Origin of the sequence: Hymenobacter swuensis DY53 (assembly GCF_000576555.1) — a bacterium.
Lineage (GTDB): Bacteria > Bacteroidota > Bacteroidia > Cytophagales > Hymenobacteraceae > Hymenobacter > Hymenobacter swuensis.
Genome location: NZ_CP007144.1, coordinates 121,851 through 143,345 on the forward strand (window position 1 = coordinate 121,851; position 21,495 = coordinate 143,345).

General features: G+C 64.1%; 16 protein-coding genes. All 16 read right to left on the reverse strand.

Annotated features, from left to right (window positions below):
* Window positions 1–94 precede the first annotated feature (94 nt).
* Window positions 95–3,289 (reverse strand): PAS domain-containing hybrid sensor histidine kinase/response regulator, encoded by a 3,195-nt coding sequence (locus tag HSW_RS00845; RefSeq protein ID WP_052345955.1) that lies wholly within the window; start codon window positions 3,287–3,289, stop codon window positions 95–97.
* 48 nt (window positions 3,290–3,337) lie between these two features.
* Window positions 3,338–4,696: a sigma-54-dependent transcriptional regulator gene (locus HSW_RS00850; RefSeq protein WP_044000392.1), complete on the reverse strand. Its 1,359-nt coding sequence runs from the start codon at window positions 4,694–4,696 to the stop codon at window positions 3,338–3,340.
* 530 nt (window positions 4,697–5,226) lie between these two features.
* Window positions 5,227–6,438 (reverse strand): DUF1972 domain-containing protein, encoded by a 1,212-nt coding sequence (locus HSW_RS00855; RefSeq protein WP_044000393.1) that lies wholly within the window; start codon window positions 6,436–6,438, stop codon window positions 5,227–5,229.
* A 155-nt stretch (window positions 6,439–6,593) separates the two neighbouring features.
* Window positions 6,594–7,721, reverse strand: a complete 1,128-nt coding sequence (locus tag HSW_RS00860) for a glycosyltransferase (RefSeq protein ID WP_052345956.1) — start codon at window positions 7,719–7,721, stop codon at window positions 6,594–6,596.
* A complete protein-coding gene (locus HSW_RS00865) occupies window positions 7,718–8,962 on the reverse strand; it encodes a glycosyltransferase family 4 protein (protein ID WP_044000394.1) in 1,245 nt (414 codons plus the stop codon). Before HSW_RS00865 ends, HSW_RS00860 begins: the two co-directional genes overlap by 4 nt.
* A complete protein-coding gene (locus tag HSW_RS00870; RefSeq protein WP_052345957.1) occupies window positions 8,963–9,694 on the reverse strand; it encodes an acyltransferase in 732 nt (243 codons plus the stop codon).
* A complete protein-coding gene (locus tag HSW_RS00875) occupies window positions 9,691–12,162 on the reverse strand; it encodes a nucleoside/nucleotide kinase family protein (protein ID WP_155832751.1) in 2,472 nt (823 codons plus the stop codon). The genes HSW_RS00870 and HSW_RS00875 overlap by 4 nt, the downstream gene beginning before the upstream one ends.
* Before the next feature lie 335 nt (window positions 12,163–12,497).
* Window positions 12,498–12,824, reverse strand: coding sequence for a hypothetical protein (locus HSW_RS00880; protein WP_044000396.1), 327 nt, complete (start codon window positions 12,822–12,824; stop codon window positions 12,498–12,500).
* Window positions 12,825–12,883: 59 nt separating this feature from the next.
* A complete protein-coding gene (locus tag HSW_RS00885; RefSeq protein ID WP_044000397.1) occupies window positions 12,884–13,081 on the reverse strand; it encodes a hypothetical protein in 198 nt (65 codons plus the stop codon).
* Between the two features lie 87 nt (window positions 13,082–13,168).
* Window positions 13,169–13,549 carry a hypothetical protein gene (locus HSW_RS00890; protein WP_044000398.1) on the reverse strand — a complete coding sequence of 127 codons (381 nt, stop codon included), beginning with the start codon at window positions 13,547–13,549 and terminating at the stop codon, window positions 13,169–13,171.
* Between the two features lie 208 nt (window positions 13,550–13,757).
* Window positions 13,758–15,056, reverse strand: a complete 1,299-nt coding sequence (locus HSW_RS00895; protein ID WP_044000399.1) for an O-antigen ligase family protein — start codon at window positions 15,054–15,056, stop codon at window positions 13,758–13,760.
* Window positions 15,049–16,242, reverse strand: a complete 1,194-nt coding sequence (locus tag HSW_RS00900) for a glycosyltransferase family 4 protein (protein ID WP_044000400.1) — start codon at window positions 16,240–16,242, stop codon at window positions 15,049–15,051. Before HSW_RS00900 ends, HSW_RS00895 begins: the two co-directional genes overlap by 8 nt.
* Complete coding sequence (locus HSW_RS00905; protein ID WP_044000401.1) at window positions 16,235–17,506, reverse strand: MATE family efflux transporter; 1,272 nt, start codon at window positions 17,504–17,506, stop codon at window positions 16,235–16,237. The genes HSW_RS00900 and HSW_RS00905 overlap by 8 nt, the downstream gene beginning before the upstream one ends.
* A complete protein-coding gene (locus HSW_RS00910) occupies window positions 17,469–19,586 on the reverse strand; it encodes a Wzz/FepE/Etk N-terminal domain-containing protein (RefSeq protein WP_044000402.1) in 2,118 nt (705 codons plus the stop codon). Before HSW_RS00910 ends, HSW_RS00905 begins: the two co-directional genes overlap by 38 nt.
* Complete coding sequence (locus HSW_RS23315; RefSeq protein ID WP_071883031.1) at window positions 19,586–20,749, reverse strand: response regulator; 1,164 nt, start codon at window positions 20,747–20,749, stop codon at window positions 19,586–19,588. Before HSW_RS23315 ends, HSW_RS00910 begins: the two co-directional genes overlap by 1 nt.
* 163 nt (window positions 20,750–20,912) lie before the next feature.
* Entirely contained in the window at window positions 20,913–21,356 is a 444-nt protein-coding gene (locus HSW_RS22290) for a BLUF domain-containing protein (protein WP_052345958.1), read from the reverse strand.
* Between the last annotated feature and the right edge of the window lie 139 nt (window positions 21,357–21,495).

Here is a 21,495-nt window from a genome sequence, read left to right on the forward strand (position 1 = left end):
CGGCCGTTTCTCGGAATTGCTCGCTATACTCAAAGCGAGCCAGTACATCCTGAATGTGGTCTTGTATAAGGACAGTTTTAAGGGTGAAAAACTGTCAACTTATTTCAGGAAAAGACACATGTTGCAGCGTGCTGGTTTTGGTGTCCCGTTCTAGTTGCTGCATTACCTGCCGCAGGTTTGCATCAATGATGTCAAGCAGGGGTTGCAGGGCTGCTACATCGAAGAGGCCGGAGTACTTTTCCAGATGATCCACGGGTTCCAGCACCTGCTTCATGTGCAGATGCATAAGGCTGGGCTTGATCTTATGCGCTCCGGCTTGTAAGCGGGTCAGACTACCATCGGCCATGGCAGCGTGCAGCTCCTGCAGGATGGCCGTACTGCTTTGCAGGAAAGTGCGCAGCATAAAATCGATGAATTGCTGGTCGCCCCGGGCGGTTTCGTGCAGCAGCGTCAAATCGTAGAGCTTACTGGCGGCTTGCTCTTCGTTGTGATTACGTTCCGTCCAGTTGTACACCATTTTCAGCAGATCCTGCTCCTGAAATGGCTTGGCCAGGTAATCGTTCATGCCGGCACTCAGACACTTCTGCTGCTCGCCGCGGATGGCGTTGGCCGTGAGCGCCACAATGGGCGTGGTAAGGCCTAGTTCCTGCCGCAGAAACTCGGTGGTTTCAAAACCGTTCATCACCGGCATCTGCACGTCCATCAGAATCAAATCGAAGGGCGTGGGGGCCTGGCGCACCAGCTCAACGGCTACGGCTCCGTTCTCGGCCTCCGTGACTTCCACGCTGGCCTGGGTCAGGAATGACTTGGCCAACAGGCGGTTAAAGTCGTTGTCTTCGACCAGCAGTACGCGTCGGCCTTTGATGCCGGCCTGAATGGCTTTGGCCCCGAACGACAACTGCTTGCTGGGCATATCGGTGACCGCGCCAACGGGCAGGCGCAACGTGAAGCTGATGACAGTGCCCTGGTTTTTTTCGCTCTCAATGCGCAATTCCCCGCCCATGAGTCCCACCAGCCGCCGGCAGATGCTCAGGCCCAGGCCCGTACCGCCAAACTTGCGCGTCACGGAGGAATCTTCCTGGCTGAACTCGTTGAAAATCCGGTTCAGGTATTCCGGCGTAATTCCAATGCCCGTGTCACTAACGGTAAACTCCACTACCACGTCCTGCTCCGTGAAATCGGTCAGCTCGCAGCTCACAGTTACTTGGCCCTTCTCCGTGAACTTAATGGCATTGCCGGCCAGGTTCAGCAGCACCTGCGTGATGCGGTACGGGTCGCCGATGAGCACATCGGGGATGCCGGCTTTTACCCACGTTACGAAATTAAGTCCCCTTTCCTCGGCCTTGTACTGCAGGGTTTTCTCAATTTGCTCGCATACTGCCTGAATACTGAAGCCGATGTGTTCGAGTGTGAGCTTGCCCGCGTCAATCTTGGTCAGATCCAGCACATCGTTGATGATGACCAGCAGGTTTTCGGCCGAGGTGCTGATGGCATTCAGGTAGTTGTCCTGGTTTTTGGAAAGCGGGGTTTTGGCCAGCAGCTGGCTCATACCCAGGATGGCATTCATGGGCGTGCGAATTTCGTGGCTCATGTTGGCCAGAAACAGCTCCTTGGCCTTCGATGACTCCTCGGCCTGCTTTTTGGCCTCGCGCAGGTTGTTTTCCAGTAGTTTCTGGTGCGTGATGTCCATAAAAATTCCAGTGGTCCCTACCACGGTGCTGTGCTCGTCGTAGAGCGGTGCCCCGCCGATGAGCATCCACTTCATCACGCCGTTTTTGGTGGTTACCTGCGCTTCATATACATCCGAAATGCCCCGGAGGCGCTCCAGCTGCTTGTTGCGCAGCAGGTCGTTATCCTTTGCGGCGCGGATCAGGGAGAAAATGGACATGCCCAGCATCTCCGCCTCTTCGTAGCCGACCAGCTCACAGAAACTGTCGTTTACGTAGCGGACATGGTGGTCCAGGTCCACTTCCACCAAGCCCAGGCTCATGTTTTCGATGATGGCTTGGTATTTCTGTTCGCGCCGCTTCAGAATGTAGTCATCCTTTTCCTGCTGCGTGATGTCTTGAAAGGTCCAGAGGTGGCCGATATTCTCCTGGTGGTGATAAATGGGCTGGGAACGGCGCTGAAAAATCCGCTCGTCGGCCAGGTATAGCGTTTCGCTACCCTGCCAGCGCTGCCGAAATAGGTCGCGCAGACAGCTGCCAATGGGCGCGGGGTGCTGGGCCGCCAGCAGCGAGCGTTCCAGGCAGGTGGAGAGGTCAAATCCAATCAGCTCCTCCGGGGAGCAGCCCAACTGGTAGAGCTGGCAGAACTCTTCGTTGGTCAGCAGCACCCGCGCGTGCTCATCTACCAGCAGGATGGCATCGTTGAGGCTGGCAATGACGTTGCGCAGGCGCAGGGAGGAAAAGGCCAGCTCCGCTTCCGTGTTTTTCTGGCGGGTAATATCCGTAACGATGCCCGACAGCAGAGCGGGCGTGTTCTCAGCCGTCAGTTGGGTAACTACCCCCCGGCACAGCAGGTGCTTGTAGCTGCCATCGTGGCCCAGCATCCGGAATTCCAGCAGCCACACGGGCGCCTGCTCCTGCTGATGACTAGCCCATGTAGCCCGGATCTGCTTCAAATCGTGCGGGTGTACTCGGGCCAGCCAGGCCTGGTGGTCGTTGGGCAACTCCGTTTCGGCGTAGCCGAGCAGCTGGCGGAACGAGACCGAAAACGTCGGCTGGCCGGTACGCATATCATACTCCCACAGCCCGTCGCCGATCAGGCGAAACGCCTCCTGCCAGCGCTCCTCGGTGGTAAGCAGTTGCTGCTGGCTTTGCTGCAGGGCCGTAATATCCTCCATAATGCCGGTGTACACCAACCCCTGCGCATCCTGGCTCGAAAGCACGGAGTGGCCCCGCCACCAGCGCAACGGCTGGCCCGGCACCACCATACGGCCCTCAAACTGCCAGGGATGACGCCGTTGGTTGGCTTCGTGCACGGAGTTGCGCCACCGCTCCTGATCATCGGGGTGGATAAAGTCGCCCAGACGGTCCGCATCGGCCAGCGGAATGCCGAACAGATCGTGCAGTCGGGGACTCACGTACTTGAAGCAGAAAGAGCCGTCGAAATTTTCCCGCCACTGATACAACACCACGGGTACCTGCCCGGCTACGCTCTCAAACCGCCACTCGCTCAGGTGCAGGGCCTGCTGCAATTGCTGCTGCTGCTGCTCCAGGTGGAGCACCTGGGCCTGCAGGCGGTCGATTTCCGCCTGTTGGCGGGCAGCGTACGGGGAGAATTCCATACTGGTGACAAGGAAAAGGTGGAGAAGTGGAATCGATAGAAAGCCGGGTTACAGTTCGCCGTCCTGCACCATTTTGTAAATGGTGGATTTGCCGATATCAAGCTTACGGGCCACCAGGGGCACGTTGTGGTCGTATTTGTCGAGGTGGTGGCGGATGATGTGCCGGCTGTACTCGCGCAGGGTGCGCTGCTCCGAAAGCAGGCCCAAGTCGGCGCCGCTGGTAGCGGGCGTGAACAGCAGGTCGCGGGGCAGAATCTCCTGGCCGTTGCAGAGGGCGGCGGCCAGCTCCATGATGGTTTTGAGCTCCCGCACGTTGCCGGGGTAGCTATGGGCCAGCAGGCGCACCTGCGTTTCCTCCGCGAGGGCCGGCACCGGGCGGCCCTGCTCCTGACAGAACTCCTCCAGAAAGTGCTTGGCCAGAAACAGAATGTCGCTGCCCCGCTCGCGTAAGGGCGGCAGTTCAATGGGCAGCCCGATGACGCGGTAGTACAGGTCTTCCCGGAAGGCCTGCTTCTTGACTTCCTCCGCCAGGTTTTTGTGCGTCGCCGTAATCAGGCGCACGTTCAGCTTGATGCGCTCATTGCCGCCCACGCGTTGTAGCTCCCGCTCCTGCAGTACCCGCAGCAGCTTGGCCTGCATGGGCAGGCTCAGCTCCCCGATTTCATCCAGAAACAGCGTGCCGCCGTTGGCCTCCTCGAACTTGCCGATTTTGCGGCCGATGGCCCCGGTAAAGGCGCCTTTTTCGTGGCCAAACAGCTCCGATTCCAGCAGCTCGGTGGGAATGGCGGCCATGTTCACGGCCACAAAAGGCTTCTTGCTGCGTTCCGATTTCAGATGCACAGCCTTGGCTACCAGTTCCTTGCCCGTGCCGGTTTCACCCGTCACCGACACGTTTACGGGCGTCTGGGCGGCGCGCTCCATCAGGTGAAAGGTGCGCTGGATGGCCGGGCTGTTGCCCTTCAGCAGCCGGTTGAAATCGTACTTTTCCTGCAGTTGTGTCTGCAGTTGCTGCACCTGCTGGCGCAGGCGGCTGGTTTCCCGAATCTTGAGCACCGCGTTCCAGAGCAGGTCCTTGGTGTACTCGTCTTTCACCAGGTAATCGGAAGCGCCCATGCGCAGCAGCTCTACGGCCGTAGTAATCTTGCTCTGGGCACTGATAACGATGATGGGCAGTTCCGGCTGCCGCTCCCGGACGCGGCGCAGCAATTCCCGGCCTTCCATATCGGGCAGACCAAAATCGATGGTTACCACGTCGGGGAGAGTGTGCAGATTATGTAGCAGCTCCTGGCCGGAAGTATACAGCGTGACTTGGTAATCGGGGTTGAGCGACAAATGATACTGCAGCAACTGCCCGTACCACGGGTCATCTTCTACTATCACAATGGAAAAAGGTAGAGGTGTACTCATCAGCAGAAAAATGAAATGACGCAACGGAGCAACCCGGCCACTGCTGCCAATGGCGGCAGCCGGGACGGGGAACGAATTCGGGAAAAGCAACGGGGTAGCTGCCTAAACTGGCAGGAGGCGCTATCAGACTAGCGGCAAAATCAGTGCTCGGCGTGCTGCATCAGCCCTCATCAGGGCCAGTGGATGCCAGCGCACAAACAGTACTACTCATAGTTATTACACTCGTGTACGGACGTTTAAATAAATAGCACCTAAGAAAGAAGAGGATACCAGCGCGGCACCGGACTAATAGAGTACAAAGATACGTGCAGGATGCACCCAAAGGCAAAGAAAATGCCCCAACTCATCCGGTATCCACTAGTGAGCAGGCGCTACTTTATCAAAATGAAACTGTCATCTCCCTAATGTATTGCCCAATAATAAGAATGGCTTATCCTTTCCCGGGATTATTGCTTGTTTATTCTCGCAATGAAAAAATCAGAATATTTTAATACCATCATTATTCTGGCGCTACGGTTGAGCAGTTGCTTCTATTCCTCCTCATAAAATGGCGTGAGTACCTGATAATGAGCCAGCTGATGCTGCAATAGCTCCTTAGTGCCGAGCTGGCTGATGCGCGGGGCCAGGTTGGTGCTGGGCTGCTCGGAACACACTTTCTGAATGAGGTAGCTGTATTTGCGGGCCACCACTTCCCAGCGGTACCGACGGTGCGCAATTTCGCGCATGTTCTGGGCCAGGGTTTGCCAAGCATCCGGGGTGGTGCCGGTAAGGTGGGCGCGTAGCTCCTCGGCGCTGCCGAAGTAGCGGGCTTTGTGCTCGGTGGTGGCTTTGTTGAACGACACGTGGAAAGCCAGCACGGGCAGACCCAGGTGCATGGCTTCCACCAGGGAGGGGTTGGTGCCGCCGGCGCTATGGCCATGCACGTACACGTGGCAGTTGCTGCGCAGCACGTCCAGGGTGGCCTGGTCGTAGATGGGGTCGAGCAGGTGCAGGTGGTCGTAGTACTGGTAGCGGGCCCGCAGCTGGCGGCCAAACTCACTGTTGTTCCAGTTGCCCACCAGCACAAAAGGATAGGCGGGCAGCTCGGCAAACACGCTCAGAATCAGCCCCACGTTGTTTTCAGGCTCGATGCGGCACACCTTGAAGGCGTAGGGCTCCTGCAGAAACGGGTACTGCCGCTGGTAGGCGGGCGTGACGGGCTGGGGCTGGGCATGGTCGCCGCCGTACTCAATAACGCGGCTGCGGGTACTGTAGGCGCGGGCCGTGTAGTTCTGAATGGCGTCGTTGTCGGAAATATCGGCGTGGCTGAAGCGCACGGCCAGGTATTCGGCGAAGCGCAAGTACCACTTGGCGGGCTTGCTCCACTTGGCCCGCCGCCACTCAATACCATCAATGGAAATGATGATGCGCTTGCGGGTAAACAGCTTCACGAAGGGCAGCAGAATCCCGCCCGGCACCCCCAGAATCAGGAGCACATCGGCAAAGAACAGCGCGTGCAGAATGGAGAGGCAGTCGTAGAGGATACTCTGGAAGCCGTTGGCCTCCAGCGGCAAGTAGCGCAGGCGGGCGCCCTGGTAGTGCGTCTGGCGCTGCTCCTTGGGGTATTTTTTGCCGCTGCAGTACACGGTCAGCTCGTGCTCGGCGTGCAGGTACTTGACCAGGTAGGCCGTAAGGGTTTCGAAGCCGCCGTAGCAGGCCGGCAGCCCCACCGTGCCGATAACGGCTACTTTCTGAGATTTCATGGATTGGGAGGATGTAATACGAGGATGGGAAGAATGGTGCCGATGGGCCGGTGTAGAGACGCAATAGGTGGCGTCTCGTCGGGGCTGATGTTGTTGGGTCCGACAGCTGCGGGCCGTTCAATGACGAGACGCCACCTATTGCGTCTCTATACCATTCAGGCGGCTTGGCAGGTGGCGTAGGCGGGGGCAGCCAGCACCGGGGCATCAGCCGCGGCAAAGCACTGCTGCACCTGCCGGGCAAAGGCTTCTGGGGCGAAGGCGGCGGCACGCTGCCGGGCGGCGGCGGAAAGGCGGGCGTAGGTGGCCGGGTGGCGGTGCAGCAGCTCCAGCACCTGCACCAGCCGGGGCAAATCCTGTCCGTTGATGGCAAAGCCGGTCTGGCCCACCACGTTCACCTCGGCCACGCCGCCCACCGGGGGCACCACCACAGGCCGGCCGTAGCTCAGGGCCTCCAGCACCGTCATCCCGAAGGTTTCGACCCACTCTGTGGGGCGCGAGAGGTTGAGCACTACGGCCGCCCGCTGGTAGAAGGGATGCATGTTGCCAGTGGTGGAAAACAGCGCGAGGTTGGCCGGGGCCGGATGCGCAAGCCGGTAGGCCTGCACGGTGGGCGCGTCGGCATTCAGCACCAGCTCGAAGCGCATGTCGGGCAAGGCGGCGGCCAAAGCGTAGAACTCGGGCACGCCCTTGTAGTCCTTCAGCGAACAGGCCATGAGCACCGTGAACGGGACAGCAGCCGGCGCGGCCTGAGCCGCCTGCCGCACAAAAGCCGGGCTCAGGGCGTTGTAGATGACCTGCTGCCGGTGCACCCGCAGCCCCAGCGTTTTCCGCACGTACTCCGATACGAACAGCACCTCGTGGGCCGTGCGGTTCACCACCGCGCACAGCAGCCGCTTGAGCAGCGCCGGCCGGATGGACACTTCGTGCACGTGGTACACCACCCGCGCGCCCCGGCACCGGCCGGCCAGCGCCGCCCCGAAAGGCAGCAGCGAGTTCACGTACACCACCGAGCCGGGCCGGGCCAGCCGCAGGACCTTCCAGAACACCACCAGCTGCACCCAGCCAAAGCGCAGCAGCGTGTGCCATACGCTGGCCGACCACCGATAGGGCAGCGCGTGGGTGCGCACGCCGGGCAGGTGACTGAGGTGGCCCGCCGGGCCGGGCGTGGCCGTGAGCAGCTCGAGGCGGTGGCCCGCCTGGTGCAGGGCGGCCAAAGACTGGCGCAGCACCAGCGGGCTGCCGCTCCGGTCGTTAAGCAAATGAACGGCGATGATGTGGCTCATGAGGCAAGGACGTGGGTGTAAATGGCCCGCAGCTGCTCGCCGCGGCGGTTCCAGGTATGGTGGGCGGCTACGTGGCGGCGGGCCAGGGTGGCCTCGGCGGCGCGTAGCTCGGGGGTGCGCAGCAAAGCCGTGAGGCGGGCAGCAAACTCGTCGGCGTTGCGGGTGAAGGAGCCGTAGCGCACCTTCAGGCCCGAGGCCGGAGGCACCAGCTCGCCGGGGCCGGCGTTGGCGTAGCACAGCACCGGCACGCCGTAGCTCAGGGCCTCGGGCACCACCATGCCCGCGCCTTCGTGCGAGGGGAAGAAGAACACCGACGCCTGGGCGTAGCTGGCCAGCACCTGCTCGCGCGGCAGCCAGGCCTGGTGCCGCGCGCAGTGCTCCAGGCCGTGGCGCCGGAGCAGCTGGTGCAGCCGCTCTTCCTCAGGCCCGCTCCCGATGAGCTGCAGCCGGCAACGGCTTTGCTCCTCCGGGCCCAGACCGCGGTAGAAGCGGGCAAAGGCGGTAATCACCATGTCAAAGCCTTTCAGCGGCACCATGCGGCCGGCAATCATCACCACAAACTCGTCGGCCGGAGTTGCTGGAGTATGGTGAAGACGCGGCAGCTCCACGGCCACGGCGGGCACCAAAGAGGACTGCTGGCCGCTGAGGCCCAGCACCGGGGCCACCGTGGAATTCACGCAGAGCACGTGGCCGGCGCGGCGGCGCGTGAGCCGCAGAAACGGGTCGAAGCGCCAGAAGCCGCGCTTCATCGTCCAGAGCAGCCGGTCGCGCAGGTAGGCGCGGCGGCCGTGGCGGGTGAGGTGGTTATGGGGAATGGCCGGGTGGTGCCCCACTGGCCCCCACACCAGCGGCCGGCCCAGCAGCCACAGAAACGAGGGCGTCCAGTCGCTGTGAAAGTTGAGGCTGTGCACCACGTCCACCGCCGGGCGGCGCCAGCACAGCCACAACGCCAGACTCAGCTGCCACATATAAAAGTAGAGCACCGACAGCAGCGGCCCCTTCTTCCACCACCGGCACCAGGCCGGCAAATCGAAGTAGCGGAACTCGATGCGGGCGGCCCGGGCGGCCAGCTCGGGGTGGGCCAGCAGGTAGCGCTCAATATCGGGGCGGTTGTTGCGGCGCGTGACGGCCACCACCTGCTGGTGGCGGGCAGCCTGCAGCAGGAAGTTCCAGCCAGTGGCATCCTCCGAGCCTTTGTAGGGATTCACGGCGTAGGCCGTAATGAGTACACGTGTTTCCATTTAGGCGGGTTCGGGCTGAAGGTGAGCGGCGCGCACTGGGCGGGCCACCCGGGAGCTGATGACGCGGGCCGGCACGCCGGCGGCCACGCAGTTGTCGGGCAGGGAGCGGGTGACCACGGCCCCGGCGGCCACCACGCAGCCCGCCCCGATGCTCACCCCGTCGAGCACCGTAACCTTGCTGCCAATCCAGCAGCCGGCCCCGATGTGGATGCCCCGCTGGGTGGTGCCCTGCAGCCGGATGGCCGTCTGCACGTCGGCGTGCACGTGGTTTTCGGGGTGGCAGCTGAAGTACTGGCCGATGATGCAGTCATCCTCAATGCGCAGCCCGCCGCCGCCGCCCAGGTAGGCAAACTCCCCGATGCCCACCCGGCTGCCGATGAAGATGTACTGGCCCGGCGCCTGCAGGGAGGTGGACACAATCACCTGGCTGAAGGCCCCGATGCTGACGTGGTTGCCCAGCTGCAGGCCCCCGGTAGAAAGGCCGCTGAACCGCACCTGCTCGCCCACCTTCAGCCACTGCCCAAACCGGATGCTGCCCAGGTACTCAAACTGCACGCCGCGGCCCAGCATGGCCCCGTGGGGGTTGCGGCCGCGCAGCCACAGCAGTTGCCCGCGCAGCAACGCCCGGGCCGTGCGCCAGCCAAAGCCGGCCACCCCGCTCAGCCCCACGGCCGGGTGGATGGAAAAATCGGGGTTGCGGAGGCGCACCAGCCGCGTGAATAACTGTCTCATTGGATTTCCTGCCGGATATAGGTGCTGATGGTGGATAGCGTAGCGTCCAGGTCGTGGTTGCGGATGGGGATGTAGCGCGAGTGGCGGTAGCGGCTGCCCAGCTGCCGGAACAGGTCCTGGTACTTGCGGGTGAGCAGGGTGATGTCGGCGGCGGGCATTTCCTGCTTGCGACGTAGAATCTCGGCCGCGTCGGCGTAGAGGAAGAAGTTGAGCCGGGGCTTATGCACGAAGCGGTACAGAGAGCGGGTCAGCCCCTCGGGCAGGCGCAGGTTGCTGCGGCGGCTGTCGTTGATGAAGTCGAAGTAGTACCGGTCGTAGAGCACGATGTGGCCCCGGCGGGTGTGCTGCAGCCACACCACGGCCTGGCCCACCACGTAATCGAGGTAGTAGTAAGCGAAGCGCACCAGCGAGGACAACTGGCTCTGGTTCTGGCCCTGGTGGGGCAGGCTCTGCACGGCGCGCTGCTCGGCCCCGGTCTTGCCGTACTTCCAGGCGCTGAGAATAGGCAGCACCGAGGGCCGGTGCCGAATCACGACCACGCGCTTGCGCCACTGCTTTTCCAGCCCGTGCCGCACGTGCTCAATCACCGTTGATTTGCCGGCTCCATCTACCCCGCTGAAGGTAATGAGCATGCCCTGGGGCCGGAAGTGCGAGGCCAGCGTGTGCCAGCCGTAGGCCAGAGCCCGCCGCCCGCGCTGCAGCCACCCATTGCCGGGCTGCCGCTGCACGGCCCGCTGCAGCGCCGGCAGCAGGGCCGCATCAAACTCCGCCGCCTCAGCCAGGGAGCCAAAAGATAGTCCATAGTCGCGGCGCAGGTTGTCGAGCAAAGCGCGCTGCTGCTCGGCGGGCTGCTGCTCGAAGTGCCAGAGGTGGCCGGCGGGCACAGAGCTGTCGTTCAGCCAGTAGAACAGCCAGGTGTAGGCGAAATCGTGGGCCAGGGAGGGCACCGGCACACCGGGGGCCACGGTGCGCGCCTCGGCCAGCACGGCCGGGGCCGCCAGCAGCCGCAGGGTTTTGCGCTCCACCTCGTGCAGCAGGTCCACGGCCAGAAACGTGTCGTCGTGCAGGTGGCAATCCACCGACAGCATGTGGGCCTGAGTACGCACGGTGGCGGCGCGCACCAGCGGGTGGCGGCGCAGGAACCGGGCGGTGGCCCGGGCCGCGGCGCGGGGCAGCAAAGCGTCCACGTCGGAGGTGGGGCGCAGCTCGTAGGCATCGGCGGCGCGCAGCTTCAGCACCACCCCGCCCCGGCCGGGCAGGGCATCGAGCAGCTCGGCCAGCACCAGCCGGCGGTGGGGCTCGGTGGCGGCCAGCTCCAGGTTCACGAGGCCCAGCCAGCCGGCCAGCAGCCACTGCACCTGGGTGTGCCACTCCGCCTGCGCGTGGTAGAGCAGCAGGCCGCTGCTTATCTGGTGCAGCAGGTACAGGTGCCAGGCCAGCCGCACCTCCGCCCCCGACAACCCCGGGTCTATCTGGGCGGCCAGGGCCAGCGCCCGGTCGCGGATGAGGGCCGGGGCCAGCCGCTCCACCAGCAGCCCCTGCTGCACTTGGAAGTGGAACAGATCGTAGAGCACCGGGGCCTGCTCGGTGGCAAACTCCAGGTCGTAAAGGGCCAGGTGGCCGGGGGTGGCGTCGTCGTGACCGGGGGCTACCCAGCAGTTCCAGGGCGTGAAGTCGCCGTGGGCGAAGCCGAAGCCTAACTGCTGCTGGGGGCTGAGGCCAGCCAGCAGCGTAGCCAGGTGGCGGCGCAACCCCACGGGCAGGCGGGTGTCGGGCAGGTTCAGCAGATCGGCCACCTGGTGGTGCACGGTGTGCCAGAACCCGGTGGCCGCCAGGGGCAGGCGGCGGGCGGCGGCGGCCGTGGCGCACAGGTAGGCGCGGTGCGGCAGCTCCAGGGTGGCGCTGCGGGTGGCGCGGACGGGCTGCACATCCGTCTGCACCAGCAGGCCGGGGGCGCTGGCCAGCAGCTGGGGCAGCGGCACGGCCCGCAAGGCGGCGGGCCGGGGGCGGGCCAGCACGGCGGCCTCGCGGGCTATTTTGGCTTCGGCCTCGGGGCCCAGCGCCAGCTTGGCGAATACGCGGCGGCCCTGGGCATCGGGGGCGCAGCACACAGCTTTGCGGTTGGGGCCGGGCGTACCGGTGAACAGGGCAAACGAGCCGGGCAGCCAACCGGGCCGGGCCACAGCCTCATAGCGGCCGGGCAGCACCGGAAACAGCAGCCCCTGCAAGCGGCAGGTAAAGGCCAGCCGCACGGCGCGGCTGAAGAGGCGGGCTTTCCAGGTAGTGGCGTTGTAGAAAGCCAGAAACAGCGGCTGCCGCTCCCCAGCCGGCCACACCCAGCGCAGGGAGCCATCGGGGTTGCGGATGCCGCGCAGCTGCAGCTCGCCATCAGGCCGGGCCGCGAAACCAAGCCGTCCGAGCAGCCCGGTCAGCAAGTCAGAATCAGAAGAAGTAAATATTTGGCGCATGCCAGCCCCGCTGCCAAGTCAGTGCCAGCCTGCGTTTTATTTTCAATAGACTAAAAAACAGTGACTTATACCACAAGCCCGCTCTCCACTAGTCCACTGTCTGGAGTACACTCTAGAATCTGGAGCCGGTTCTCGGACGTGGGCCCCAAACCCCGGCTTGCTTTGCTTCTCTCTAGTTGCGGGGTAAATGGAGTCCGCCCCGCCCGGGCGTCAGCAGAGCCGGGCACCGCGGGCGGTTTGCACCTGCGCAACGCGCCCTCCCATTAGCCAAACGCCGTCCCCACCCCGGGAGTAAATCCGGGACGGGGACGGCTTACTACTTGCGCGGAAGGCCGCTACAGCGGCCGGTGGCTGGCCCACCAGCGCTGGGCCCGCTCGCTAAACGAATCGAGTTTACGCTGGCTGGGTAGGCGGCGGGGACGGAAATAGTCGCGGCCGGTGCCGGCGGCGGGGTTGGCGTCGCGGCGGAGGCGGGCGGTGTGGCGGCGCAGGGCAGTGTGGCGGCGCAGGGCGGGCGGCGTGCGCAGACTGGTGGCGGCGGCTACTTCCGGCACTTCACGGATGAGGGTGCGGGCGTGGGCCCCGCCGGGCACGGCGTGCTGCACTACCAGACACAGGCTGGTCAGTAGACCCAGCCGCAGAGCATACATCAGCTTTTGCATGAGTTGTGGAGAAAGGTAAACAGGGAAGAGTTGAGCAGAAACAGGCGACGGAACCAGTCTTACCGGGCCACCAAAGCGGCCACGCGCGGCCCCGGGCCGGTGCCAGGCCGGCGCAGCGGCACGCGGGGCAGTTGCCCCGGCCGGACCGGGGCTACCCGCTGCTGCGCCAGCGGCGCAGCCAGGGTCAGCCGGGCCGCGTTGTGCTTGCCCAGCACCAGCAGCAGCAGCATGAGCAGACAGATGGAGAAGTGCTTCATAGCATATCAGGGTTAAGAAAAACAAGAAGAAAAGGCAGTCAGAAAAGCCCCGAAGGCCGCGGCGAAGCTGGCCCCATCGTGTCGGACTCAGGCGGTACCGGACCGGTGGCGCAGCCACTGGCAGGCCGCACCTTCCTCGGCAAAAACGCGCAGCCAGGCGGGCTCCGGAGCCAAGACCGGGTCGGTGCGGGACGTAGGCAGACTCAGCACAGCCAGGGTCAGCGGCTCGGGGCCCAGCCAGCGAGCCGCCAGCGGGTAGAGCGTGTCGGTGAGCCAGCTGGTCTGGTGTGAGCAGAGCGGGTCGCGCCGCCGCATATCCAGCAGCCAGCGGGCGGCGTGGTGCCGGCGGGCCGTTTCCAGGCTGTGCAGGCACACTTTACGCAGTTGCGGCGGCCCGCCCGGCTGCTGGCAGCGCACCACCAGGATGCCCAGGTCGGGGCGGTAAAGGATGGAGTAATCGTCCGTCATAAGCAGGGAGCAGGAAGAGGAGAAAGCCAGAGAAAGGCGCCCGGAATTTGCCGACCGCAGCACGCGGGCCGTACCTGAAGCGCGGCTCCGCCAGCCGGCCCGGCAGCGCGTCAGGCCAAAGCGGCAGTTGTGGACCCGGGACGGGTTCAATGGAGCGGCCGGGTGCGCGACTACCCGAACTGGTTGCTGGCGAATGCGGGCCGCCTAGTTAGCCGGCCGTGGGCAGCAACGCCAGTTCGGGGCGGCGCAGGCGCAGCACCCGGCGCTCGGGAGCCGTCAGGCGGGAGTTGAAGCGCAGGCAGGTCAGGAAGATGAGCAGCTGGTAGAACAGGATGCCGAAGTTGGACTGCCCGAAAATCCCGAACTCGGTGAAGGAGTTGATCAGCAGCGGAATCAGCAGCCCCACGAACAGCAGTCGGGCCTGCTTATCGGGGCTTTGCAGGGCCCCGCGCACCAGCAGCAGCAGCTGAGCCAGCACCACACCGAAGCCCACCATACCTAGGTTCAGCAGCACCTGAATGAAGGTGTTGTGCGTCATTTGGGCGGCGTAGGTATGGGTGCTCTGGAAATACTCGCCGTAGGCAATGCGCATAAAGCCGTAGCCCAGCAGTGGCTCGCGGGGCAGGCCCTCGGTGAGCAGGGCCTGCCAGAACGGGAGGCGGCCGGTGAGGCTGAGCACTTCCTCCAGCCCGCCCTGCTTCACTACCAGCCCGGCCAGCAGCGGCAGGCTGGCCCCTACCCCGCCCAGGGCCAGCAGCTGCCAGCGGCGGCCGGCTTGGCGCAGGTGGAAGAACAGCACCAGCCCGAAGCCCGCCAGCGAGGAGCGGGAGCCGGTGAGTACCAGGGCCACCACCAGCGGCAACAGCTGCAGCAGCGTCAGGCGCGGGCGGTGGCCCTGGTAGAAGTTAAAGCCCAGGCAGGAGGCCCCCACCACGCACAGCATTCCCAGCTCGTTGGGGTTCATCATAAAGCCGCCCAGCCGGGCCTCCTCGCCGCCGTGGGTGAGGCGGTAAAACGTATCGGGCGCCACCACGGCCCCCACCAGGAAGCCCAGCACCAGCCAGCAGCAGGCGTTGCCCACCACCCGGGCAAAATGGATGTTGCTGCCCGCGTAGAACGTATCCAGCAGCACAAAGCACTGCGCGTAGAAGTAGGCGAACACCAGGGTTTCCATCACCATCAGCAGCTGCAGCAGGGAGTAGCCGGGGTTGCCCGACCACAGCAGTGAGGCCAGGCCCAGCAGCAGGTAGGCCCCGTAGAGCAGCACGGCCAAGCTGTGCTGCCACCGCCAGGCGGCCACCGCCCCGCGCCGCTGCAGCCACTGGCTCACGCCGGCGGCGGCCAGCGTCATGGCCAGGCGGGAGCCGATTTTGAGGACGCGCGTCAGGCCCACGTCCTCGCTCCAGGTGAAGAAGCCGGCCAGCTTGATGAGCAGAATCAGGGTGAGCAGCACCTGCACGGTACGCAGCAGCCGGTGGTGGTTGGAGGATGTAGAGGTTTTAAGCATAGTAGGCGCGGCGGTACATGCGCTGATACTCGTGGAGCAGGGTGGGCCAGTAGAAGGCCGTGGTAACCATGGCGTGGCAGCGCTGGGCGAGCTGGCGGCGGGGCACATTCAGCCACTGGCGGCGCAGCCGGTCGAGGCCCTCGGTCAGCAGCTCGGGGTCGGCGGTGGGCAGCACCAGGCCACAATCGAAGTCGCGGATGTAGGAGCCGAAATTGGTGGCCTCCGTTACCAGACAAGGCACGCCCAGGGTGGCTGCTTCCAGCACGGCCGTGGGCAGGCCCTCGTAGTGCGAGGGGTGGGCAAACACATCCAGCTGCGACAACAACCCCATCTTCTCATCCCCGAACCGGCTGCCCAGTAGCTTGATTTTGCCTTTGGGGGCCTCAGCCGCCCATTGCTCCACCCGCTTGCGGTCGGGCCCGTCGCCGATAATCCAGAGCTCCACGCCGGGTGTGCGGCGGGCAAACTCGGCAAAGCCCTTGATCAGGCAGCTCAGGCCCTTGTGCCGCTCATCGAGGCGGCCGCAGAAGCCCACGCGGAAGATGCCCCGGGGCTCGTCGCGGTCCGGCAGGTTCAGGGGCGCGGGAATCTCGAAGCCGTAGGGCAGCAGGCAGGTGCGTACCTCGTTGGGCAGCTGCTGCAGGCCGCGCACCTCGCTGTGGCCCAGGCACTGCACCTGGGCGGCGTGGGTGAGCAGAAACCGCTCGTAGAGCTGCATGTAGAGGCGCTTCATCAGCCGGCTTTTGTGCATGGCCGCCGCGCTGTAGCTGCCGTGGGGCGTAAGCACGTAGCAGAGGTTGAGCTCAGTGAGCTTGCGGGCCAGCGTGTGGTACACCGGAATAAAGCCCCCGTGCAGGTGAATCACCGTCTTGTCCTCGATGGTTTCCAGAGCCGCTACTAGCTCCTCATCGAGCTGAAACGGACTGCGGCAGGCCCGGAACAGGGAGGTGGCAAACTCGCGGGGCGGGTAGTTTACTTCCCGGTCGTGGGTGATGCCCCACACCTCCACGTTCCAGCCGGCGCGGTACTGCTGGGTGGCCAGGGCATGTACCACCTTGTTCACGCCGTTCATGCGCTCGGGGTTGGCTTTGCCCAAAATCAGGTGAATAATGCGGATATCGGGCTCCAGCTCGGTGGGCGCGTCGGCCGCCTGCGGGAGGATCAGGAATTCGGGAATACTAACCATGAGGGTGTTGAAAAGAAGGTCGGCGGGATAAAATCAGACTCCAGTACAGGCCCAGCACCAGCTGAGCCCCAATCCAGCCCACTACCACGCCCGTGGCCTGGTAGTGCGTGAGCAGCCAGCGGGCACTGAGCACCGAGAAGCCGATGCTGAGCGCGTAGCCCACGAAGTAGGGCCGGGCACTGGGCAGCAGCCGCACCGTGAGGCGCAGCGGGTACACCAGCAGAATGACCACGTACAGCAGGCAGCACCAGCGCAGCACGCTGCTGTGGGCCGCCTCCGCCGACTGCACCCAGCGTACCAGCGGGTCGGCCAGCAGGGCCAGGGCCAGCAGCGGGCCGGCAGCCAGCCCCAGCATGAGGCGGGTGAGGCGGGCGCGCTGCCGCCGGAACTCGGCCTCGCTGCGGCGCAGGCTCAGGCTCAGGCGGGGCAGCACGTAGTTTTCGGCCGCCTGCAAACCCACGTTGAACACGCCCATGATAGTTTGGGCGAGTCGCAGAATGCCCAGCGTGGCCAGCGGCGTGCTCAGCCCCGCCAGCACCAGCAGCACATTGCCCGACAACCATTGCAGAGCCGCCGTGGGCAGCAGCCAGCGGGCCTGTTGCCAGTGTTGGCGGGCGAAGGTGGTCCAGCCGGGGCCGGCACTCCGGTCCCGGAGCAGGGCCGGCAGCCCCAGCGCCAGGGCCGGCAGCGTGGTCAACCCCATCACCCAGAACACGGCCGCCAGCGTGGCGGACCGGCCAGCGGCCACCCAGGCCAGCAGCGCCAGCAGCTGCCCTCCGCACGATACGGCATCGGTGAGCAGGGCCAGCGGCACCCGGTCTTCGGCCAGCAGCAGCTTGCGCACCGTATCCTGCAGGATGGCAGTAGCCAGGTACACCAGGAAGGCTACCAGCACGGCCCCGGCCTGGGGCCGCAGCAGCAGCGCAGCCCCGGTGGCGAGACCGGCCGCCGCCACCCCAAAGCCGCCCTGCATACCCAGCAGCGCCCGGCGGTAGGCGGCGCGGTTGGTCGCCGGCACCGTGGCCAGCACCACCTGCATGGGCTGGGTGATGAGTGCCCCCTGCGCCGCCAGCAGCAGCAGCAGCCCCATCTGCCAGGCACTGAACTCCCCGAAGGTGCTCAGCCCCAGCATCCGGGCTACAAACAGATTGGTCAGGAACGTGGTACCGCTCACGGTGGCCTGGTCGGCTACCACCCAGTAGCGGGCGGGCAGTACCTGCCAGACGCTACGCCGTAGCGGGAGCGCCAGCGCGAACTTCACCACGACGGGTTGCGGGGGCGGCCACGGCCAGGCGCGGCCACAGGCAGGCCAGGAAGCCGGGGCGGTAGTTTTCGCGGTTCAGGCAGCACTGCACGTTGGGCAGGTTATACTCGTCCATGAGCTGCTCCAGCTCGGAGAGGCGCGTGAGGGGCGTGCGCAGGCTGTCCACCACTACCAGGTTCACATCGGCCCCGGCCATCACGGCCAGGCTGTGGCTGTCGGCGTCCAGGGGCAGGTTGCGGATGAGCATCACTTCGTTGGGCAGGGCCTCGGGGTTGAGCGACGCGCGGTCGTGGAGGGTGATGCTGCGGCAGCGGCGGCCGTGCTCGGCGAGGGCCGTCGAGAAGTGGCGGAAGAAGAAGGCCTGGCCCTCGGTGCCACTGAAGTCCGACACTACTACTTTGGTGCCTTCGCGCAGCAGCCCTTTCAGCTCCAGGCGCGTTACCAGCTGGCGGAAGTAGGCCAGCTGCATGGCGGGCTCGGGCAGCAGCGGCAGCGCGGCGGCCAGCGGCAGGCGGGTGTTGCGCTGCAGCCGCAGCGTGTCCTGGGGCGTGGCGCGGGCCGTATCCAGCACGTACACCAGCACTACCCCGGCAATCAGGCCCAGGAAGCCGGCCACCGTGAAAATCAGCACGGGGTTGGGAGCAATGGGCTCCTGGGGCACCAGGCCGGTGGCAATGATGCGGTGCGAGGAGCTGGGCGCGGCGCGGGCAATCTGGGCCTCGGTTTCCTTCTCGTGCAGGAAGGTGTAGAGCTTCTCGTTCAGCTGCAGGTTACGCTCCAGAATGGCCAGGTTTTTCTCGCGGCCGGGCAGGCCGGTGAACACCTGCTCAGCCTGACCGATGGCCTGGTCCAGCTGCTGCCGCTTCACGGCCAGCGTATTGCGGGTGCTGCGGATGCTTTCCAGCAGATGCCCGTTCAGGTCGGCCAGCTTGCGGTCCAGCGACTGCACCTGCTCATCCTCGGGCGTGAAGCGCAGCAGCAGGTCGCGGCGCTCGGCCTGCAAGTCCTTCATCTTGCGCACGATGTCGCTGGAGGCGTTGTCGTTGAAGGCAGCGAAGCTCGGGGCCAGGTCCAGCACGTTGCGGTGCCCGGCCTGCATCTGGCGGTACACGTCCTCGGCGGCCGACAGGCTCATTTCGAGGTTGGCGCGCTGCACCTTCAGCTCGGCTACTTTGTGCAGATCGGTATCGGTCTGCTGCCCGATGTTGACGATGCGCTTGGTGTCGCGGTAGCCGGCCAGCGAGTTTTCGGAGCCGGCCAGGTTCCGGCCCACCGTCTGCAGCTGCTTGTTGATGAGGTCCACGGTGGTGTTGGCCACCTTGTACTTGGTTTCGAGGTAGTCCTCCATGTACACCTGCGACAACGCATTCACCAGGTCGGCGGCCTTTTCGGGCACGGCACTGCGGTACGTGATGCGCAGCACGGGCGTTTCCTTATCCACGCTGGTGATATCGAGGCGGCTGAGGATGGCGTCCTGCAGGCGGGCCGGCGAGTGGTGCACTACTTCGTAAGTATCCAGCAGCGGGAACTCGGAGCGGCCGGCCAGCAACGGCAGGTTTTTTTCCACCACCACGTCGCCCTCGCTCAGGTGCAGCAGGCTGTTGAATTCGCCCTGCACGGTTTCGCCGCTGGGGCTGGTTAGCTCCACGCTCTGGGGCGAGAGCACCGTGAGGCGGAACGGCGCATCTTCCCAGCGGTGGGTGCGCAGCTGCATGTGCACGCTGATGGGGTTGTCGTGGTACAGCTCGGTTTTGCGCAACTGACCCAGCCGGTACACGGTGGTACCCAGCTCCAGGCGGGCCAGGGCCTTATCCAGCAGCAGCGGCGACTTCAGCAGCTCCACTTCGGCGGCGGTGCGGTTATCGGGCGAAAACACATCCTGGGTTTTGAGCAGGGTGGTGTTCACCACACCCTCATTGCCCTCGGCCAGCTTGATTTTGGCCGTGCTTTCGTAGAGCGGGGTGGCGTAGCGCAGGTACAGGCCGGCCAGGGCCAGGGCCGCCACCGTGCAGAGGGCAATCAGGGGCAGGCCGCGCCACACGGGGCGCAGAAGGCGCAGGTTTTGTTGTAGTTCGTTCATCAGATAGAGAGGAAAAGACGAGTGATTACGATGATGGCGCTCAGGCCCGAGGCAATGGCCAGAATCCCGCCCGATTTGCGTTCAAACTCCTTGGATGATTTAGCCGGCACGTACACCACGTCGCCGGGCAGGATGAGCGTGTTGCTCTGCACGTAGAGGTCCATGCGGGTCAGATCGAACAGATTTTCCTCCACCTTGCTGCCCTGCTGGCGCAGCACCTTCACGTAGCGCTTATCGGCGTAGTTGTTGAAGTCGCCGGCCCGGCCCAGCACCTGTACCAGGGTGGTGCGGTCCTTATCAAGCACCAGCTTACCGGGGGCATTCACCTCGCCCAGCACGGTCACTTCCTTGTTGAGTACCTGCACCGTTACCAGCGGGTTTACAATGGATTTGCCGAAGCGGGCTTTCAGGGTTTCCTCGGCCTCGGGCACCGTAAGGCTGCCCACGGACACTTTGCCCAACTTGGGCACGGTCACCTCGCCGTTGTTGTCTACCAGCAGGTATTTGCCATCCAGCTCGGTGCTGGGCTGGGCGCTGTACACCGAGCCCACGCTCAGCTCGTCATGGTCCCACACGCTGAGCGTGAGCCGGTCGTCGGGGCGCAGACGGTACTGGTAGTCGAGCGGGGCCGACAGCGGCGGCTGGGTTGGGCGGCTGCTACGGCCAGCGGCCTGGAACAGGTTCTGGGTGCAGCTGCTGAGCAGGCTCAGGGTCAGCAGCAAGGAGAAGAACTGAAACAGCGAGAAGAAGCGGTTGCTCCGGGCGGGCTTGCGCTGGTTCAGCCGCTCGCGCACCAGCATAATCTTCTCCAGCACCGAGTTGAGCTTGGTGCGCTGGGTTTCGTTTTTTACGATGTAGTCGAAGGCCCCGAACTTGAGCGACTCCACGGCCACTTCCACCTGCTGCTGCCCGCTCACGAACACCACGAAAATATCGGGGTTGAAGCGCTTGATGGCCTTGAGCGCGTCCATCCCCGACACGCTGCCCATCATCTGGTCCAGGAAAATAATATCGGGCTCCTCAGTGAGGCTGTTGAGACAGTCGGAGCCGTTGTCGAAGGTCTGGATATCGTGGTAACCCTGGCTGCGGATGGCTTGCTCCATCAGCTTGAGGCAGAACAGGTCGTCGTCGACGAGGAAAATCTTGGGTTGATCTGGGTGCATAGCGGTACGTTTGGCCTACCAGAGGCGAGGAGCGTGCCACCCTATGAATTGATATCTAAGATGCTTTATATCAGCTTTTTAAAATAATTTACTAAAAAAGAAAGGCTCTATTTCCTGGAGTGAAATCCAGAAAATAGAGCCTGCTAGGACCGTTTGTGGCCGGCTAGTAGGATGCGGCCGGTAGGAAAGGTTCCACGAAGCTCAGCAACTGATGCACGAGCATGGGGCGCGTGGGGGCCACCTGAGTCAGGAAAGTGGGAAGTTGCTGAAAGTCCACGCACACCATCGGCAGGCCTTTGGGGGCTAGATTGGTGTCAGCCAAGCCTACGTACCAGCTAGTGAAGCTCCTTCTCGACCACGGGCCTTCCACGAGCACCTCGCAGGAATGGTTGCGGCGGTCGTGCACGATGCGCTGGTAAATATCCAGGACCTGCTGCCTGGAGCCTTCCAGCAGTTGAGCGAAGCGGCCATTGGGCGTGTACAGCAGCAGGCCCGTGATACCTACTGACTGATTGATAAGGCTTGACTGCTGCAACAGCCGGGGCAGCTCTTCACTCGTGAAGGCCTCACTGGCGCAGCTGTGGTACAGGAGATGGTAAAGTGGCATTACACAGGAAAGATAATGCAAATGATTTCAAAAACCAGATTGCGCTGATCAGCAACTTCTTGCGAAAAAATTGGCATCCTTCGCCCACACGCTTGGGCCTGATAGCGAAGGGAGCTTACGACGGAACAGCTACTAACGG

Coding starts and splice junctions, on each gene's coding strand:
- HSW_RS00850 (WP_044000392.1), bottom strand. CDS start 4,696: ATGAGTACACCTCTACCTTTTTCCATTGTGATAGTAGAAGATGACCCG.
- HSW_RS22290 (WP_052345958.1), bottom strand. CDS start 21,356: ATGCCACTTTACCATCTCCTGTACCACAGCTGCGCCAGTGAGGCCTTC.
- HSW_RS00900 (WP_044000400.1), bottom strand. CDS start 16,242: ATGGTTAGTATTCCCGAATTCCTGATCCTCCCGCAGGCGGCCGACGCG.
- HSW_RS00910 (WP_044000402.1), bottom strand. CDS start 19,586: ATGAACGAACTACAACAAAACCTGCGCCTTCTGCGCCCCGTGTGGCGC.
- HSW_RS23315 (WP_071883031.1), bottom strand. CDS start 20,749: ATGCACCCAGATCAACCCAAGATTTTCCTCGTCGACGACGACCTGTTC.
- HSW_RS00895 (WP_044000399.1), bottom strand. CDS start 15,056: ATGCTTAAAACCTCTACATCCTCCAACCACCACCGGCTGCTGCGTACC.
- HSW_RS00870 (WP_052345957.1), bottom strand. CDS start 9,694: ATGAGACAGTTATTCACGCGGCTGGTGCGCCTCCGCAACCCCGATTTT.
- HSW_RS00880 (WP_044000396.1), bottom strand. CDS start 12,824: ATGCAAAAGCTGATGTATGCTCTGCGGCTGGGTCTACTGACCAGCCTG.
- HSW_RS00875 (WP_155832751.1), bottom strand. CDS start 12,162: ATGCGCCAAATATTTACTTCTTCTGATTCTGACTTGCTGACCGGGCTG.
- HSW_RS00845 (WP_052345955.1), bottom strand. CDS start 3,289: ATGGAATTCTCCCCGTACGCTGCCCGCCAACAGGCGGAAATCGACCGC.
- HSW_RS00865 (WP_044000394.1), bottom strand. CDS start 8,962: ATGGAAACACGTGTACTCATTACGGCCTACGCCGTGAATCCCTACAAA.
- HSW_RS00885 (WP_044000397.1), bottom strand. CDS start 13,081: ATGAAGCACTTCTCCATCTGTCTGCTCATGCTGCTGCTGCTGGTGCTG.
- HSW_RS00890 (WP_044000398.1), bottom strand. CDS start 13,549: ATGACGGACGATTACTCCATCCTTTACCGCCCCGACCTGGGCATCCTG.
- HSW_RS00860 (WP_052345956.1), bottom strand. CDS start 7,721: ATGAGCCACATCATCGCCGTTCATTTGCTTAACGACCGGAGCGGCAGC.
- HSW_RS00855 (WP_044000393.1), bottom strand. CDS start 6,438: ATGAAATCTCAGAAAGTAGCCGTTATCGGCACGGTGGGGCTGCCGGCC.